At 54.9% G+C, this 18,372-nt stretch carries 13 protein-coding genes; 9 read left to right on the top strand and 4 right to left on the bottom strand.

The genetic code is table 11. The annotated features are described in order from the left end of the window. The first annotated feature begins 6 nt into the window (after positions 1-6). From CK228_RS01000 to CK228_RS00970, 8 genes are all read left to right on the top strand, one after another. Positions 7-2,520 carry a hypothetical protein gene (locus CK228_RS01000; RefSeq protein ID WP_095786580.1) on the top strand — a complete coding sequence of 838 codons (2,514 nt, stop codon included), beginning with the start codon at positions 7-9 and terminating at the stop codon, positions 2,518-2,520. A gap of 69 nt (positions 2,521-2,589) precedes the next feature. Next, positions 2,590-2,775, top strand: a complete 186-nt coding sequence (locus tag CK228_RS34610; RefSeq protein WP_142875425.1) for a hypothetical protein — start codon at positions 2,590-2,592, stop codon at positions 2,773-2,775. Further along, positions 2,775-3,833, top strand: coding sequence for an NAD-dependent epimerase/dehydratase family protein (locus tag CK228_RS00995; RefSeq protein ID WP_095786579.1), 1,059 nt, complete (start codon positions 2,775-2,777; stop codon positions 3,831-3,833). The genes CK228_RS34610 and CK228_RS00995 overlap by 1 nt, the downstream gene beginning before the upstream one ends. Before the next feature lie 52 nt (positions 3,834-3,885). Further along, on the top strand, positions 3,886-5,823 hold the full coding sequence (locus CK228_RS00990; RefSeq protein WP_095786578.1) for a rhamnan synthesis F family protein: 1,938 nt from the start codon (positions 3,886-3,888) through the stop codon (positions 5,821-5,823). A 46-nt stretch (positions 5,824-5,869) separates the two neighbouring features. Then, a complete protein-coding gene (locus CK228_RS00985) occupies positions 5,870-7,798 on the top strand; it encodes a rhamnan synthesis F family protein (protein ID WP_095786577.1) in 1,929 nt (642 codons plus the stop codon). Positions 7,799-7,919: 121 nt separating this feature from the next. After that, positions 7,920-8,678, top strand: coding sequence for a methyltransferase domain-containing protein (locus tag CK228_RS00980; protein ID WP_095786576.1), 759 nt, complete (start codon positions 7,920-7,922; stop codon positions 8,676-8,678). A 184-nt stretch (positions 8,679-8,862) separates the two neighbouring features. Beyond that, on the top strand, positions 8,863-10,002 hold the full coding sequence (locus tag CK228_RS00975; protein WP_095786575.1) for an acyltransferase: 1,140 nt from the start codon (positions 8,863-8,865) through the stop codon (positions 10,000-10,002). A 326-nt stretch (positions 10,003-10,328) separates the two neighbouring features. Further along, on the top strand, positions 10,329-12,155 hold the full coding sequence (locus CK228_RS00970; RefSeq protein WP_095786574.1) for a rhamnan synthesis F family protein: 1,827 nt from the start codon (positions 10,329-10,331) through the stop codon (positions 12,153-12,155). 98 nt (positions 12,156-12,253) lie between these two features. Here CK228_RS00970 and CK228_RS00965 read toward each other — a convergent pair whose 3' ends face one another. The 3 genes from CK228_RS00965 to CK228_RS00955 form a co-directional block, all read right to left on the bottom strand. Next, positions 12,254-13,432 carry a sulfotransferase family protein gene (locus CK228_RS00965; protein WP_245437941.1) on the bottom strand — a complete coding sequence of 393 codons (1,179 nt, stop codon included), beginning with the start codon at positions 13,430-13,432 and terminating at the stop codon, positions 12,254-12,256. A gap of 386 nt (positions 13,433-13,818) precedes the next feature. Then, the gene (locus tag CK228_RS00960; RefSeq protein WP_095770837.1) at positions 13,819-14,520 is read right to left on the bottom strand and encodes an ATP-binding cassette domain-containing protein; all 702 of its coding nucleotides are present in this window, start codon (positions 14,518-14,520) and stop codon (positions 13,819-13,821) included. A 5-nt stretch (positions 14,521-14,525) separates the two neighbouring features. After that, positions 14,526-15,317: an ABC transporter permease gene (locus CK228_RS00955; protein ID WP_095770836.1), complete on the bottom strand. Its 792-nt coding sequence runs from the start codon at positions 15,315-15,317 to the stop codon at positions 14,526-14,528. Between the two features lie 497 nt (positions 15,318-15,814). On the opposite strand from CK228_RS00955, the gene CK228_RS00950 reads away from it, so the two are divergent. Beyond that, positions 15,815-16,747 carry a glycosyltransferase family 2 protein gene (locus tag CK228_RS00950; protein ID WP_095786572.1) on the top strand — a complete coding sequence of 311 codons (933 nt, stop codon included), beginning with the start codon at positions 15,815-15,817 and terminating at the stop codon, positions 16,745-16,747. 185 nt (positions 16,748-16,932) lie between these two features. Here CK228_RS00950 and CK228_RS00945 read toward each other — a convergent pair whose 3' ends face one another. After that, positions 16,933-18,348, bottom strand: a complete 1,416-nt coding sequence (locus CK228_RS00945; RefSeq protein ID WP_095786571.1) for a phosphomannomutase — start codon at positions 18,346-18,348, stop codon at positions 16,933-16,935. Positions 18,349-18,372: the final 24 nt, after the last annotated feature.

The following is an 18,372-nucleotide window of genomic DNA, read 5'->3' as shown; positions in this document are numbered from 1 at the left end:
AAGTGTATGGACACGCAGATGACGGGAACGTCCGTGCAGGACAACCATGTACCGGAGCAGGCGCCACTTTTGCGGCACGTCATTTCGCTGGTGCTTCTTTTCGTTCTCGTCCTGGGGATTGTGGGCGTCAATCCTTTTCGGCAAACGCTGGCACCGATGGATCTGCTGTTGGCCTATCCGGGATGGGACAATGCCGGGATCGACACTCCACTTGTCAACATGGAGCGTTCCGACATATTGGATAGCCGGCTGCCAAACTGGCGGGAGTTCAGGCGAGAGTTGCGGGAAGGGCACATCCCGCTATGGAACCCACTCAATCAGCTGGGTACGGCCGGCATCCAGGCGCCGATTTACGAAGGCCTGTCGATACCCTTCCTGGTTTATGCCCTCACGCCCAATGAGGCCATGGGCTACACGTTCGCAATTTTATCAAATTATCTGCTGGCGGCTTTCGGTACCTATTGCCTGCTGTTTTTCATGTTTAGAAATCATGTGGCCGCGGTTTTCGGCGCCATTACATTTGCATTTTGCGGCTTCAACATCGCTTGGGCGCATTGGCCTCATCTGACCACGAGCGCTCTTATTCCATGGGTTCTGGCTACTCAGCTTCGTTATTGGCAGACAGGCCGTCTCGGTTGGGCTTTTGGGCTCATTTTCAGCGTCGCCCTGATGGGGCTGGGCGGATTTCCATTTGTCGCCCTGCTTGGGGCTATCGCGTCCCTTATGCTAGGGGCCGTACTGCTTTTTGTCGAGTTCCGGAGCGCGGGCATCAATCAGCTCGCGGTCAGGCGAACCATCGCGCTGGGCTGCGCCGGCGCTGCAGGGGCGCTGCTGGCTCTTCCAGGTCTTTTGCAGGTTAAAGACATTCTCGATTCAACCGATTTGTCGATTCGAGACGGTAGGGCGATCTTCACGCCCTATGACATCGTCAACATGTTCGGTTCGGACTTTGTGAATCATCTCGGCGTCGAGCGGACCTTTTCCGCTGGCGTACCCGCGGCCGTCCTGGCCCTTCTTGCGTTAATTTTCGTTTTTAAAGCACCCAACCGGTTTGCCGCTTTTGGGTTGCTGCTGGCAGCGTTCACGCTGGCGACTGCGTTTGGCGCGGCTCCCGCCGACATCGTGAAAATGATTCCGGGATTTGGCATCAATGGATGGGGCAGGGTTGTAATATTATTTGGATTGTCCCTGGCGATATTGTCGGCCTATTCTATAAATTTTATATTGTCATTGAAATTTAAATCGGTAACGTCGCTGCATTCAATGTCAGATTACAAATTCTATATCGTTATATTTCTATGCGTATTGCAAACAATTAATCTTGGGTATTGGTTTAGGCAGTTCAATGCGCGTCCAGATATTGAAACTTTTTTTCCAAAAACGCCATCGATATCCTATGTATTATCTGAAATTCTGCCTGGGCAAAGTATTATTGCCGGAGATATATTCAACTTCTCGGGCGTCTTGTCAAACTATAGGTTGCCTGAGTTGTTTGCTCATGGATTTCGCACCGATGCTCAAAAGAAGATAGTCGATGACATAGCGCCTTCTCATGAGGTGTCCTATACGGCCTCTCTCATCCAATGCTCGGATATCAATTTCTCCAGCCCGGGGATTGTCTACGCTGCCGTCCGCTTCTTCATTGTCAGGGACTTTTGCATTGCTTACGAGACCGACGGCGTTGGCCAGCGGCCGACGGCTGCTCTTAATGGTGGTGCCCTCCAGGGTGGGCTGTCAATCGACAAGCCCATGGACGCCACGAACGTGCAGGTGCTGTTCGGAACCTATGATGAGGATTACGCCCCTTCGGCATTGACCTTCGATCTCTACCAAAATGAACGCCTCGTGGCTCACGCGGAATTGCCGCCGGAGGCGATACGCAACAACCTGTACGCTACCTTTGCTTTCAATCGGAACGTTCCACTCGATGCCGGCACGTATCGGTATGTCATTGCAATGACCAAGCCCGACAGCAAGAAGGCGATCAGTGCATGGGCCTTCGAAACCGCTGGTGGTGCGACCTATCAGATCGGGTCGAGGACATTTCCCGGCATGCCAAAGATGAAGATTGGGGCAAAGCCCCGGCTTCCGCAGAATTTCTCGGTCGCGTCGGTAGAGCCGGGCATCGACGTGATCGAAAATAACGCGGTTTCGGGGTCCGGCTATTATGTGAATGGGCTGAGCGGGCAACCGGAGGCGGATTATGGTCCGGTGCGCCTTGCGTCTTATCTTCCGGATGACCTGACGGTGGGCTATTCGGGCGCGACCCATGGATGGGTCGTTTTGCCTATCCGCGTCAATAAATACTGGCGAGCCACACTGGATGGAAAGCCAGTGAAACTAGACAAGTTTCTGGATTTCTTCCCTGCAGTAGAGGTGACCGGACCGAGCGAGATTCATTTCTACTACGACAGCAGTCACTTGTTGAAGACGCTGGAATTCTGCCTTGTCGGTTTCGCGGCGGCAACCATTCTCCTGATCGTGGCCAATGGCAGACGCCCGCGAACGGCCGCTGTCTGACGGGAAGGAACAGGATTTCTGCCGGCTTGCGGCCTTAGGTATAAGGGCGAAAAAGGGGCGGATATCGGCATGGGTTCAATGCCCGTAAATCAGAAATGCTGCGGCATCGCCGATTTGCCGCCACTTGTGCAGATGCAAGCTGGCTCGGGTGCCGAAGATCGCATCGGACCCGAAACCGAGCCCATTTATACCTATTCAAACGAGATTGACGCTGGTAACGAACAGCCAGCTGATGAAATGCAAATGGCTGCTTGATGTCCAAAACATGTATGGTGACTGGCGGAGCCGGATTCATTGGGTGCGCGTTGTCTCCCAGACTGGCAAACCGCTTCGAGCGGGTCATTGTCATTGACAATTTGCATCCGCAGATTCATGCCGGGCAAAAGCGTCCTGCCGAACTTGATCCTCGCGTTGAGCTCATGGTTGCGGATGTTGCCGAGGCTTCCACCTGGACGCAGTTGTTGGAAACCGCTCGACCTGAAGTCGTGATTCACCTGGCGGCCGAGACGGGAACGGGTCAATCGCTCACGGAAGGTTCCCGCCATGCGATGGCAAATGTCCTTGGTACGACCCGGATGTTGGATGCCTTCGCCACCGTATCGCATGTTCCCGACCGTTTTGTCCTGTCTTCGAGCCGCGCCGTCTACGGCGAAGGCGCATGGCGGTCGACGAACGCAGGAGAGGTCATATATCCGGGCCAGAGATCGAAGCAGCAGCTTGAACGCGCCGAGTGGAGTTTTCCCGGTTTAGAGCCTCTGCCGATGGACGCGGAAAAAACGATACCGAATCCAACCAGCATCTACGGCGCAACGAAGCTGACCCAGGAGCAGATATTGCGTGCCTGGGCTCTTTCGTTCGGAACCTCCGTCAACGTCCTTCGCCTTCAGAATGTCTACGGTCCCGGCCAGTCGCTGACGAACAGCTATACGGGTATCGTGTCACTGTTCATCAGGATGGCCAAGGAAGGCAAAAGTATCCCGATCTACGAGGATGGAGACATCGGCAGGGACTTCGTTTTCATCGACGACGTGGCTTCGGCGATCGACACGGCAACGCGAATAAATTTGTCGCAGTCGATCGCCTATGATGTCGGTACAGGGTCCAGAACAACGGTTCTTGAACTGGCGAGGATCGTTGCAAAAAGATACGAGGCACCGGAACCAAGCATCAACGGCATGTTCCGCAACGGCGACGTGCGCTCCGCGGTTGCCAGCATTGACAGGACGGTGCGCGATCTGGGATGGCGACCGCAGGTCGATGTCGAGCAGGGAATCGAGAAGCTTTGCAACTGGATCGACTCACGCCTTGGTTAGGACGACGAAGACAGTTTTTCAGCGAACTTGATATTTTAGTCAGGAGCACGAGGTGCATCGTATTGCGGTGTTTTCTTTCTACAACGAGCGTGGGATTGCGGATGACTATGTCATCTTTCTGCTCGAAAAACTGCGAGAGGTCGTCGACAAGGTCATTGTCGTTTCCAACGGTGATCTGTCCAAGCATTCGGAAATAGCGGTCAAGGCCAGTTGCGATCAGCTGCTGGTGCGGGAGAACAAGGGGTTCGACATCTGGGGTTATAAAGCCGGAATTGAAGCGATCGGCTATGATGCTCTGTCCGAGTACGACGAACTGATCCTGCTGAATGACACCTGTTACGGCCCGCTTTTTCCTTTCTCCGAAATGTTTTCTGAGATGGAAGGTCGCGAAAATGATTTCTGGGGCGCTGCCGCCCACAAGGAAATGACGCCAAATCCATTCACCGGAACGGGTCATCTGCCTTGGCATCTCCAGACGTATTTCATCGCTATCCGAAAGGACATACTGAAATCGGCTGACTTCAAGAAATATTGGGTGAATTTGCCGGAAATAAAAACGTATACGGATGCCGTTCTGCTTCATGAATCGCAGTTCACGAGGCATTTTACGGATCTCGGCTATTCCGCGGAAGCCTATATCGATCCGGAGAAATATGGTTCCCACTATCCAGCGTTTATCAATATCGATGAAGCTATAATCAACCGCTTTCCGTTGCTGAAGAGGCGGCTATTTTTTCATGACCCAACATTCCTTGAGCATAATGCTATCGATTTACCACGCGCTTTGCGTGTTCTGGAGGAAACATCCGATTACGATATGAATTTGATTTGGCGCAATGTTCTGCGCGTTTCGGAATTGCGCAATCTCAACAGCAATGCGGCACTCATGAGTGTGCTGCCGGACAAGCGGATCAAGGGCGCTGGCGCCCCTGCCGACTACGGCAATGTCGCCGTTTGTGCGCATATCTACTACACCGATATGCTCGACGAGATGCTGGATCTGACCGGGAACATTCCCGTACCATATGATTTCATTGCCACCACGGATACGCCGGAAAAGAAGGCTGACATTGAAGCCGCCTTGGCGAAACGCGCTGGCATAAACAAGGCCATCGTCCGCGTCGTGGAGCAGAACCGCGGCCGGGACATGTCGGCGTTTTTCATATCCACGCGCGATCTGTTGGTTGACGATCGTTATGACCTTGTCTGCCGCGTTCACAGCAAAAAGACGCCTCAGGTGCAGGCATCGAAGGGTAACCTGTTCAAGCGCCACATGTTTGAGAACCTGCTGAACAGCCGTGGTTATGTTCACAACGTGCTGGACATGTTCCACGACAATCCTTCGATCGGGTTCGCCATCCCGCCGATGATTCATATCGCCTTTCCAACCATGGGGCACTCATGGTTTGGCAACAAGCCGAGGGTTGCGGAAACCGCGCGCCTGTTGAACATCGACGTCAAGTTCGACGACACCACTCCGGTGGCTGCCTATGGCGGCATGTTCTGGTTCCGGCCCCGCGCCCTTCGCAAAATATTCGCACACACTTGGAAGTGGGAAGAGTTCGATCCCGAACCGTACTTTGACGATGGCGATTTGGCTCATGCGCTCGAGCGCTTGATGGCCTACGCGGCCCAGGATGCTGGATACACCACACGGCATATTGCGTGCTCGCACCAGGCTGCGCACGCCTACGCCATGTTGGAATTCAAGATGCAAAAGCTTGCAAGCGTGATGCCGTCGGGCGACTTTCTCTGGCACGGCCATGTATTGTCCGAGTGGAAAAAGGCCGGCTATCCACTGGAGGCGCCGCCACCCCCAGCGCCACCACCGCCATCGGTAAAGCGTTCTTTGGCTGACCTCAATCTGGCGATCAAAAGCTCTTTGAAATTTAGAGTGCCAATCCTGTTTACGATATTGAGGCCGTTTTATCGAGGCACGAGGGCAGTTTTGCAGCCGGTTTCTCGGCGCAATGAACAGCGCACATCATGATTACAGAAGCAGCGATGTTCACGGTCTAGTTAGCAGGAGCATCCAAGTGCGTCGTATTGCTGTGTTTTTTCTCATCAACGAGCGTGGCGTTGCGGATGACTATGTCATCTTTCTGCTCGAAAAGCTGCGAGAGGTCGTTGACAAGATTGTTGTCGTTTCCAATGGCGATCTGTCGAAGCCGTCGGAAAAAGCGGTCAAGGCAAGCTGTGATCAACTGCTAGTGCGCGAGAGAGAGGGATTGGACCTCTGGGGATATAAGGCTGGAATTGAAGCGATCGGCCATGACGCTCTTTCCCAGTACGACGAACTGATCCTGCTGAATGACACCTGTTACGGCCCGCTTTTTCCTTTCTCCGAAATGTTTTCAGAGATGGAAGGTCGCGAAAGTGATTTCTGGGGCGCCGCCGCCCACAAGGAAATCGCGGCAAATCCATTTACTGGAGCAGGTTATCTGCCTTGGCATCTCCAGACATGCTTTATCGCCATCCGGAACGACATGCTGAGATCGCAAACCTTCAAGAGATACTGGGCAAAATTGCCGGAAACAAAGAGTGACCCAGATGCCTTTCTGATTCACGCGTCGCAATTCACAAAACATTTTACAGGTCTGGGCTATTCGGCGGAAGCGTATATCGACCCGGAGAAATACGGCTCGCACGATCCCGCGTTCATCAATGTTGATGAAGCAGTGATCAATCGTTTTCCACTGCTGAAGCGAAGCTTGTTGTTGAACGAACCAACTGTCCTTGAGCACAATCCTGTCGATTTACCGCGCGCTTTGCGCGTTATCGAGGAAACGTCCGACTACGATATGAATTTGATTTGGCGCGATGTTCTGCGCGATTCCGAATTGCGCAATCTCAGCACCAACGCGGCTCTGACGAGTGTGCTGCCGAATGAGCGCATCAAGGACGATGATGCTCCTACCGACTACGGCAAAGTGGCGGTTTGCGCACATATTTACTACATCGATATGCTCGACGAGATGCTGGATCTGACCGAGAACATCCCTGTTCCCTATGATTTCATTGCCACGACGGACACGTCGGAAAAGCAGGCCAAGATCGAAGCCCTCTTGGCAAAGCGCCCCGGCATTAACAAGGCGATTGTCAGGATCGTGGAGCAGAACCGCGGTCGGGACATGTCTTCGCTGTTCATCTCCTTGCGTGACCTGCTGGTCGACGATCGTTATGACCTTGTCTGCCGCCTGCACACGAAAAAGTCACCTCAGGTGCAGTCATCGAGGAGCAACCTGTTCAAGCGGCATCTGCTCGAGAACCTGCTGAATACCCGTGGTTACGTTCACAACGTATTGGACCTGTTCCAGGACAACGCTTCGATCGGTCTCGTCATTCCACCGCTTATTCACATCTCCTATCCAACCATGGGGCGCGTCTGGTTCTCCAACAGGCCCAAGGTTGAGGAAACCGCGCGCCTATTGAACATTGATGTCAAATTCGATGACACCACTCCGGTGGCTGCCTATGGCACCATGTTCTGGTTCCGGCCCCGCGCCTTACGAAAATTATTCGAACATCAGTGGAAGTGGGAAGACTTTAATGCCGAACCACATCATGTCGATGGCGGCCTGGCTCATGCGCTTGAGCGCCTGACGGCCTACGCGGCCCAGGATGTGGGCTATATCACCCAGCACATCATGTGCGCTCATCAAGCGGCGCACAACTACGCCATGCTGGAATTCAAGATGCAAAAGCTTGTCGGCATGCTGCCGATGAACGACTTTCCATTGCACTATCAGATGCTGTCTACGTGGAAAAAAGCTGATTTTCCCCTGTATGCACCAGCGTATGCACCAGCGCCGCCACTGTCGGTGAAGCGCTCTCTGGCTGAACTCAATTTTGCCACTAAAAGCTCCCTGAAGTTCAGGGTACCTATCCTGTTCAAGATTCTAAGGCCGTTCTATCGCTGCGTCAGGGCGGTCTTAAAACCAAATTCTCGGCGTAATAGCGCATAGCCTGGAATGACTCGTCTGAGGTCCCAACCCACTCATCCATCAGTGGAATTTTCAGCCTTAAGCGGCCGCTGCTGCAATGCCAAGCGCGCCACATGAAGCCGAACCAACCGAGGATTTTTACATGGATGCCGCTCCGCCAGAATTCAGCAGAAATGAGCTTGCCGCTCTTGTCGGTCGCAAATCAACCCTCGAACTGGGGCCTTTCACGAATCCAACCCTGCGTGGCCGAAATATTAAATATTTCGACGTCATGGACAAACACGGACTGATCAAGAGGGCGGATGCGATCGGCTATGCCTACTCCAGCCCCGTCGATATTCATTATGTCTCCAGCAATGGCGACTTGAGTATCGTCGACGAAAAGTTTGATTTTTGCCTGAGCAGTCACTGCATCGAGCATCAACCGGATCTGATCTATCATCTGAACCAGGTGGCGAGAATTCTCGTGCCGACGGGCAGATACCTCCTGATTATCCCGGACAAGCGCTACTGCTTCGATCATTTCATTCCAGAGAGCTCAATTGCGGATTTCATCGGCGCTCGGGGCAACAAGGTTCACACCGCAACGAGCGTTATCGAACACATAGCTCTAACCACGCATAATGACGCGGCACGCCATTGGGCTGGAGATCACGGGGTCGCAAAATTTCGGCAAGATATGACGACTGTCTCGCAGGCAATGAGCGGGTACGACAATTCCGGCGGGGCCTACATCGATGTGCACGCCTGGCAATTCACCCCGCAGAGTTTCCGCTCCGGAATAGAGGTACTTGCCAATCTCGGCCTCATTGGGCTTGACGTGGAGCAAGTCTATGCCACGCCGCACAACACTTTTGAATTCTGCGCGATTTTGAAGCGACGGCTGGGGACTAAAAGCTGACTGGATGTACCGCCGGGACAGATTTAACTGCTGCCAATCTGCTGCTAATCATAGCCCCCGCAGGGTCGATGGTGGTGCCAGCCTAAAGGTGGCGCCGTGCCGGAATGATGCCCTTTCAAAGCCGACAGGTTGCGTAACCGCGGTGTTCGAAGTAGGTGCTGTTAGAATTCCGTGAGGTACCAAATTGGCCGGCAGCTACAACGCAAGTCTGAACCGAGTGCCCTTCTTGGATGCCTTGCGTGGGCTGGCGGCCATTTGGGTCGTCGTTGTGCACGTGGCGATGCTTCCATCTCCGCGTCTTCCGGTTGCACCGTTTCTCGATCTGTTCGTCGTAAACGGCACCATGGGGGTGGATCTGTTTTTCGTGGTGAGTGCGTTTTCACTCTGCCTCAGCATGCCGGTTCATGATCGGGAAGTTCGCCCGATATTAGGGTTCGCACTGCGGAGATTTTTCAGGATAGCTCCGCTATTTTACCTAATTATCCTGGTCATGTGCATTCACAATTTCAGCGGTGTAAAGATCGATGGAAAATCGATCCTGTTGAATATGACATTTCTGTTTAATCTGGTTCCAGGTTACCAGACGTCCATCGTTCCGGCGGGTTGGACGGTTGGCGTGGAAATGGTATTTTACATGATATTCCCCTTTTTGTACCGATTTTCTAAAGGTGTAATTCTGTCGGTTTCGGTATTTTTTGCCTCTATATGCATAGCTACCCTTTTCTTTATGAATATAAATTTATTTGTTGCTGATCCATTCAATTACTACCTGTATTCAATTCTTTATCGAGCTCCGATTTTTACCTTCGGCCTTATCGCTTTCTATTTGTTGCCGTTATTGGAAAAGCATCCGGAAGGAAAGCGGATAGGTTTGGCTCTTCTGACGTTTGTGCCTGTGATGTTTTTTGCCATCACGGCAAATAAGGTTGCGATATTCGACAAATATTATTGGGAAGGGGTGATGTTTGGTGCGTTGGTGGTCGGGCTCGGCCTTCTCCCCGTTGCCGTGATCGTCAATCCTGTTTCGGCGTGGCTGGGTAGAATCAGTTACTCGGTCTATCTGCTTCACAGCCTTTTTATCGTCGTGCTCATTCCGACCATGAGGTCGATCCAGGGGATGGTCGAGAGTCCAACGATTGCTTTCATGCTCAGCCTGACGATGACTCTAGCCTTGGTGATCCCGTCTGCCTTCCTGCTCAATTATTTCGTTGAAGATCCAGTCAACAAATGGGGCAAGCGCTTTTCGTCTCGGGTCGCCGGCCGCAAAAACGTCGGCGCGCTTGCGACGGGGGAACCGGTTCTCGCTGAGTCTTCAATGGGTTAGGCCGCTTGTTCATTCCCAAGGCTTCTTTCGGGGTAACTCTGGTTACCTTCTGCATGGCCAATGTGAGGGGTCAGTTGGCACGCCGCATGTCGGCACGGAACAGGATCGCGTCCCTCCGGCCTTTTTTATCGGCATCGAATGGTCTAATGCGTGCACCTGATGTGCTCTGCAGGATAGTGCCGATATCACGGACTTTGACGAGACGACCCGGAGACATCATCCCTCGATGACGTCTGGGTGGCAGGATGCGGCCAACGTCTCTTTCGATCCCGTATCGGGGCGCGCGCCAATTTTAAGTTCCATATGCACCAGAGAGAGATAGGCCGATGAGGCGCCTGGCAATCGCATTTTATTACGATCAAGATGGCAAGATAGATGAGTATTATTTTCACCTGATCGCATCGATAAAGCCTTTTGTTGAAAAACTGCTGGTGGTTTGCAACGGTCCGGTGGACGAAGCGGCCGAATCTCGCCTTTCCGAGGCCGCCGCCGACGTCCTGGTTAGGGAAAACAAGGGGTTCGATGTCTGGGCCTATCGGGCTGCCCTCGAACATATCGGGTGGGATGAACTTTCACACTTCGACGAGATATTGTTTTTCAACCACACTTTCTACGGGCCGATTTTCCCCTTCTCGGAAATGTTCTCGGAGATGGACCGGCGTCACTGCGACTTTTGGGGAATCTCCGCCCACAGGGCGTTAAGACCCCATCCGATCGACGTCACAAAATCCGAACTGCCTTTCCATCTCAACTCCCATTTCATCGCAGTGCGGCGGTCCTTGCATCAGTCGAAGGCGTTTCGTGACTATTGGACCCGGATGGTGTCCATCAACTCGTATATGGAGTCAGTTGCGAAGCACGAGATGGTGTTCACAGCGCATTTTCAGGCTTTGGGCTACACCTGTTCGGTATTGCTCGATCCGGAGCGATACAAGACGCCATACCCGGTTTTCATGGAGCCGGACAAAACGCTGGAGGACCGGAGCCCGATCCTGAAGCGTCGCCTCTTCTTTCATGACCCGCTGTTTCTCGAGCGCGAGGCGATCAATCTGCCGCGAGCCTTGGAGATAATCGAAGAGCGATCGGACTACGATTTGTCGCTGATATGGAGAAGCGTCGGTCGCCTGGGCCCACCCCGAACGCTCAATAGCAACGCCGCGCTGCTCTCCGTCCTGCCAGATGTGCATATTGGTGCTCGAAGAACCCGGTTTCGGGTAGCTGTTCTTGCCCATGTCTATCACGCTGACATGATCGATGAGATTCTGGGCTACACCGAAAACATCCCGAAGGGTTATGACCTCATCATTACGACCGACAATACCAACAAGCAGGCGTTGATCCAGCAGGCAATCACCAAAGCACCGAACTGCAGAAAGGCCGTGGTTCTGGTCGTCCAGTCGAATGACGGCCGGGATACTTCAGCCCTTCTCATCGGGTGCCGTGACTATGTGCTCGAGGACCGCTACGATTTGATATGCCGGATACATTCCAAGCGATCTTCCCAAGACGGCACAAAGGGAGATTTGTTCAAGCTTCACATGTTCGAGAACCTTCTCCACAGCCCTGATTATGTTCTAAATTTGCTTGATCTTTTCGCCAAGAACCCCGCACTTGGTCTCGTTATTCCTCCGATCATCCATATTGGATATCCGACCATGGGAAACTCATGGTTCGGCAACAAGCCCAATGTTGCAAAATTGGCCAAAAAACTGGGTCTGAATGCCCATCTGGATCACAGTACACCTGTCGCGCCTTACGGTGGGATGTACTGGTTTCGCCCTGCAGCTCTAAGGAAGCTTTTCGAAGAAGAGTGGGGCTGGAACGATTTTGCCAATATGGATTATCGGGATGGGAGTTTGGTCCATGCCATAGAGCGGCTCATAGCCTATGTCGCAATCGACGCCGGCTATAGCTTCCGGCACGTGATGACCACAAGGAATGCTGCTCACAACTACGTAATGTTGGAAACCAAATTGATATCATTGCTGGAGAATGCATCGCCGGCGGAATTCGGAAACCTCGGCGTGAAAAGATCCTTTCACGGCCTCCTCTTCTCGATCAAGAGGTCGATCGTGTTCAGATCGCCACTAGCGTTCAGGATTCTCAGGCCACTCTATCGCGGCCTGCGAAGAATAATCGCGTTTGGGGATTAGCCAGATGGCGATGCAACAAACAGAGCACTCTCACGTGGGCAAGTCGCTCGTGAGGGCGCCAACTGCCTCTCGCCGCGCGTTTGCTGTCCGCGCATGCATCAGCCACGGGCGAACAGGCGACGTATCAGCCGCAAAGGTGCGGTCAGCCGCCAACTGCGCGACGTGAGCAGCGCATCGCGCTCATTGGCGATGCAGCTCATGCCCCGTAGGAGCGTATCGCGTTCGGCGATTAAGCTAGCTTGGGCATCTACGAGGGCATCCCGTTCAGCGATTGAGCTGGCTTGGGTATCTACGAGGGCATCCCGTTCAGCGATTAAGCTCGCTTGGGTATTTACGAGAGCATCCCGTTCAGCGATCAGAGTGTCGCGAAATCCGACGAGGGCATCACGTTCGTCAGCCAAGCCGCGGACTTGAACGGATTGCTGTTCCAAGAAGCTCGCAAGCTTCGAATTCTCTTCACGGACCCACTTTATCTCGGTGCTGCGCGCGCCAAGCTCACCATGCAATTGCGCAACCGCCAATTCCTCCGTCGCCATGGCCGCCGAAAATGTTTCGCAGGCTTCGTCGAATCTCGTCCGCATCATATCCAGCTGAGCAAGCAAGCCATCGTCTTCATCGCCGGCGGCGATTGCGGTCAGAATTTGATAGCTCTCACGGACCAGCGCCGTAACATCCGGATGATTACGCACATCTTCCAGCGTGGACCTTTCATGATAGAGGTCTGTCGTCAGAAACTGTTCGATCTTGACGTCCGAGTGGTCGGGCTGAGCTGGCCAGGCGACACCGGTTTTTTCAGCTGCGCGGTCCATATGCTTTCGCCAGTCGGCTAGGAACCCTTCATATGACAGAATATATCGCGGCATGTGTCGTGAATGATATTCAGCTTCGAGCACATGCCTGAGCCACAACAGCAGGGACGCTGGCAGCGCTAAATTATGTCGCCGGCGCAGCGAATATGCGACCTCAAGAGGATTGCGTACGGGCAGAAGGGCGACAGGGCTGACATTCATTTCGTCCAAGATCGACGACATGAACGGAACAAATCTGCATGTCCGTGGGTCTTTGATAACGATCAACGGTTCGTCGCCGAACTCATCGATGAGCAGCTGTTTTATTTTCTGACGACACGGTTCTGTTGCCTTTGAGTTCATCCTTTGCTGATCGAGTTGACGCCAGTCAAGCCAGGACGAGCCTGCCAATGCGAGCAGTTCGTCGTGGGCAAGGGCAAGGGGCGCGCTCTCGAAGAATCCGCGCGGATTGGCCGCGTGCGACGGCATCGGGGTCTTCGGGCCGGCTGCTCCCAATGCATTGATTACGCCCCCAAGCGCCGAGGTTCCGCTCCTGTGCATTCCCAGGATTAAGATGGCTTGACGCCTCGGTGCCTGTGACAATCCGGCTGTTGGGGTTATCAAATTGAGGTGCTTTTCGGTCCGGTTGGTCAACGTTCAGTACGCTTAGACCAGCCTCTATCAAAACGTCAATCTATGAAGATCGCGACGGACGCAACTCTTGGTCGGGTTGCGGGGCTGACAGGGCGGGCCGATTTCTGTCGTTCGGCCGTGGCTTCGCGAGTGGTTTTGGACCGTTGACGGCCTGCGGAAAAGGATGATGCTACGACTATCGAGCCCTTGCTCGATCTCGATATCGAATATCGCGAGACGCTTTAAGCCAGCGACTCCACCCGGCCACCTCTAAGTGTGAGTTTCTTCGTGCAAACGCGCTGGATGAGCGCATCGTCGTGGCTGGCCAGCACGATGATGCCGGCCTTTTCCGCCAGTTCGTCCATGCGTCGTTTGGCTTTTTCCTGGAACGACGCGTCGCCGGCGCCAATCCATTCATCCATCAGCAGAATTTCAGGCTCGAGAGTGGTCGCTGCTGCAAACGCCAAACGTGCCGCCATGCCTTGGCTGTACGCCTTGAACGGCAGGTCGATGAAGTCGCCCAGTTCGCTGAAATCGATTATTTCTTCCATCTTCTCTTCGATCTCGGCCGCCGTCCAACCGCTGATCAACCCTCTCAGCACGATGTTTCTGCGCCCGGTGGCCTCGGGACGAAACCCTATGTGGATGTTGAACAGGGCATCGACCTTGCCGGCGATCGATATCGTGCCACCCGATGGCTGGTAGATTCCGTATAGAACCTTGAGCAGGGTGGTCTTGCCGGCGCCATTCGGGCCGACAAGCCCTAACCGGTCGCCCGCCTTGAGCTCGAAGCTAACACCGTCGAGCGCCTGCACGACCTGTTTGGTGCCCGACTTGGCTATATTGCCGCCGAGAGCGCTCCGACGCCGGCCGGGCGCCGAAAGCGTCAACTTTTCAAACAGGCGATAGACGAGGCTGACATTGTTCAGGGTGATGGAGGTCATGGAACTCAGATCAGGAAAACGATGCGCTTGCGATAAAGGCCCAGCAGCAGCAGCGCAATAGCCCAGAGGCCGAGGCAGAAATAACCTGTCACCGCCAAGGAATGCCCCGGAAATATGCCCGCCGTGATCGGCTCGCGCACGCCCTCCAGGAAATAGGTGAACGGGTTCCAATGATAGGCATATTCTTGAACGCCCTCTTGCCCACTATAGACCCAGAAGACCGGCGTGAAGAACATGCCCACCCGCATCAGGTTGCCGACGATGAATTCGCTGTCGGGAAAGAATGCGCCCAGGAACGCAAAAACCACCACAAATGCAGGGGTTGCCAGGATGAGGAGCAACAATCCCAACAAGGACAGCAGCCAGTTCGTGTTGATGCCGTAACCGCTCAAAAGCAGAATGAGAACGCAACCCGCCAGCGAATAACCAGCCCGAATGATGCATTGCATCGTCAATCGCATCACATACACGAACAACGGCAGCGTCGTGCCCTGAATGAAGCTCGCTTCGCGCTGGAAGAGAGACACGCTCATGGTGATGGTCTCGGTAAGATAGAACCACACCAGCATGCCGATGGCCACATAGGCTATATAGCTGGGGTTGCTTGCGTCCTTGGTCACGAAAACAAAGGCAAATGTGCCGACGAAAGCGAAATAGTTGACCAGCATCCAAAGCGGGCCGAGCGTCGTGCGTCTGTGCTGGTCGCCGATGTCCTCATGGGCAAGCGCGATCCAGACCCGGTGTAATCTCATGGCTTTTGAGATGTCGTCAAAAGCGCCGTTTAGTGCCGCAATCATAGCTGGGAGTATCGCAATCCGTTGTTCTGGCGCATTGTCCTTCGCTGGCCATGGCGAACCACCACACCCATCTCTAATAGCCATTTCGACAGGCATATGGCAACGCATTGCGTCGTAACGAGGTCAAGAGCAGAGTCAACTGCGGCAAAACTGGACACGGGCTGATGCCATGCGGCTTTCTTCGTTAGCCGAGACTAATGTCAGGCTCGCGGCAATCTCCCAAGGATGATGCGCCACGCTTCTCTATTGACCGTCGGCTCTTCCCGAAAAAACCTCTGGCTATGACTTCGAGCCCACAGTATGCAATACAACGCGACGGGCCGGAAATCGCCCTTTGAGGAAAGAACGGCCATGAGCGATTTTCGTGTTCGCACTGTGCTGGTGTTCACGTCCACGAACCTGGAGCTGGTGCCATCCGATGAAGCTGGAATCTGTATTCGGACTTCGGCCACAGATGCACCTCGCCTTCATGAACTCAAGTAAGGTGTTCGACATTCGTGGATAGGGCAGATCTGCGCATAGCGGTGCTGATGGGCACGAAAGACGGCGCCGCGTTCATTGATGAGCAGTTGCAATCCCTGCTCGCACAGTCGCATCCGCTCATCGACCTCTGGATCTCCGACGATGGCTCCGTCGACGGCACGGTTCCCATCATCGAAGCCTGGAAGTCCCGCTGGACAAAGGGTCGAGTGACGTTGGTAGAGGGGCCGCACCGAGGGTTCGCGGCCAATTTCCGTTCGATGATACTCGACCGGCGTATCGATGCCGACTTCTATGCCTTCAGCGATCAGGACGATGTCTGGGAGCCGGACAGGCTGGAAAGTGCCATCCAATGGATGCAGGCGTTCGGCGCGGAAACGCCGTTGATGTTCTGCTCGCGAACCGCGACCATGACCGAAACGGGAAGCCTTGTCGGCCAGTCGCCATTGTTTCGGCGGCCGCCGTCCTTCCGCAACGCGCTCGTGCAAAGCATCGCCGGCGGCAACACCATCCTGCTCAACCGCGCGGCACGCGACCTGTTGGCAAGGGCTTCGGCACGCACGGGCTTCGTCAGCCACGACTGGTGGGCCTATCTGATTGTCACCGGCGCCGGCGGCGTTGTCCACTACGACCCGCGGCCCCTGGTGCACTACCGGCAGCACGCGGCGAACCTTGTCGGCGCCAACGTGTCGTGGCGGGCAAGGTTCTCGCGGCTTGGGCGCCTGTTCAAGGGCGAGTTTGCCGACTGGACCGATGTCAACCTTGCCGGTCTGGCGGTCAATCGCGACCTCCTTACGCCGGATGCCGCGGCGTGCCTCGACCTGTTCGCAAGCGGTCGGCAGGGCAGTCTTTTCCAGCGTTTGCGCACTCTGCCCGCAAGCGGCGTCTATCGGCAGACCCTTGCCGGGACCTTGGGGCTCTATCTCGCATTCATCCTGGGTCGCATCTGAAATCGAATCGCTTCAAGGCGCGTGGTCGAGCGGTGCCTCCGTGCTCGATCGGCCGAGCGTTTCTTCGCCGGCACAATTTGACGGCGATACGTCGGGGAGTTCCCGCATGAGGCCAGCGAACGCAGTGACCCGTCGGAAGGGGTCTTGCGCCAGTGCGAGAACCATCTTCATGAGACGGCCGCTGTTCAATCCGCGGACGTGATCGCCCGCGCCCTTTCAAGCGTCAATGCCACGATCGCGGCCGCTCTGTCCGCGTTTGCAGCCTCCGAATAGCAGCGAAGTTCAGGTGCGTTGCCGGAGGGCCGCAAATGGATGATCTCACCAGTTTGCATTCGCATCCTGAAGCCGTCGGTCTCGTCGACTTCGGCAACGGTCCCGAAAGGCGCCAGGAATTGCTGCAACGCATCCCGATCCGCGAGGCGGTGCATCAGGCTGTGCGAGCTTTCCATCGGGAAGTTTTCAAGTCGCTCGCTTGCGCAAACCGGAAGCTTCCAAACCGCGCGCAGCTGCGACAGCGTTTTTCCTGTCGATGCAACCAGACCCAGGACGGCGAGGATCGGGAGTAGGGAATCCCGTGTCGGCAATGCCGCCAGTGTCTTTCCGCGCGGGGAACAATCCGATCCCAGGAGAACGCCGCCATTGGCCTCGAAGCCGACGACGATGCGGCCGGCATGGTATGATGCTTCCATCCCTTCGATGACAAAGGGAGATCCGACTTTCGTTCTCACGACCTCGAAACCGAAAGCTTTCGAAATGCCCGAATTGGAAGTCACCGGCGTCACGACGACGTCTGCCCGCAAGAACAAGGCGGTGGCGAGGCCGATCAGGTCGCCGCGAAAAAGATCGCCATTCTCGTCGGCGATAAGCGGACGATCGGCATCGGCATCTGTCGACACGATGGCATCGAGGTTGAATTCCCCAGCCCAACGTTTGAATTTGGCAAGTGTGGTCGGGCTGACGGCTTCGGTGTCAACGGGCACAAAGGTACCGGATTTCCCGACAGGCGTCACATGAGCGCCAAGGGATTGGAGAATCTCGACCAACAGATCCGCCGCCACCGAGCTGTGCTGATAAACGCCGACCCTCATGCCGGAAAGGGAATTGGGCTGCAATATGATCTCGGCGCGCGCGCGATAGGCGGCGATCGCCTGATCATGGCGTGTTGGCAAGGCCGTTCCTGGCGGAGGCGGAGGGCGATAGGCTCCCGATCTTCCGGCGGCGTATTGTGCCATGGCGGCTTCATCCGCCTTGCTGATCTCGCCGTGCGGGCCGTAAAATTTGATACCGTTACGGTCAGCGGGAATATGCGAACCCGTCACCATAAGTGCCGCTGCGCCATGCTGCTGGCCGTACAGCGCCAAAGCCGGTGTTGGAATGGCGCCGCAATCGACCGGTTGAAGCCCGCTTGCCGCCAGGGCTGCCATGCAGTTGGCGGCAATGGTGGGGCTGCTGTCGCGTAAGTCACGACCCACCAGCACCATGGCATTCGGCTGAATCCCGCCGGCAGCCAGGCGCCAGGCGAAAGCCTCAGTATAAAGCCCACTCGGGTTCCCGACCAATTCCGAAGCCAGGCCTCTGAGGCCACTCGATCCAAATTTCATCACTTCGCTTTGGCTGATGAGAGG

It is taken from the genome of Mesorhizobium sp. WSM4312, from assembly GCF_002294875.1.
In the GTDB taxonomy this organism is placed as follows: Bacteria; Pseudomonadota; Alphaproteobacteria; order Rhizobiales; family Rhizobiaceae; genus Mesorhizobium.
The sequence above is the reverse complement of the archived record's forward strand: the minus strand, read 5'-3'. Positions and strand labels throughout refer to the sequence as shown.

Coding starts and splice junctions, on each gene's coding strand:
- CK228_RS01000 (WP_095786580.1), top strand. CDS start 7: ATGGACACGCAGATGACGGGAACGTCCGTGCAGGACAACCATGTACCG.
- CK228_RS34610 (WP_142875425.1), top strand. CDS start 2,590: ATGGGTTCAATGCCCGTAAATCAGAAATGCTGCGGCATCGCCGATTTG.
- CK228_RS00995 (WP_095786579.1), top strand. CDS start 2,775: ATGTCCAAAACATGTATGGTGACTGGCGGAGCCGGATTCATTGGGTGC.
- CK228_RS00980 (WP_095786576.1), top strand. CDS start 7,920: ATGGATGCCGCTCCGCCAGAATTCAGCAGAAATGAGCTTGCCGCTCTT.
- CK228_RS00970 (WP_095786574.1), top strand. CDS start 10,329: ATGAGGCGCCTGGCAATCGCATTTTATTACGATCAAGATGGCAAGATA.
- CK228_RS00965 (WP_245437941.1), bottom strand. CDS start 13,432: ATGCCGTCGCACGCGGCCAATCCGCGCGGATTCTTCGAGAGCGCGCCC.
- CK228_RS00960 (WP_095770837.1), bottom strand. CDS start 14,520: ATGACCTCCATCACCCTGAACAATGTCAGCCTCGTCTATCGCCTGTTT.
- CK228_RS00955 (WP_095770836.1), bottom strand. CDS start 15,317: ATGATTGCGGCACTAAACGGCGCTTTTGACGACATCTCAAAAGCCATG.
- CK228_RS00945 (WP_095786571.1), bottom strand. CDS start 18,348: ATGAAATTTGGATCGAGTGGCCTCAGAGGCCTGGCTTCGGAATTGGTC.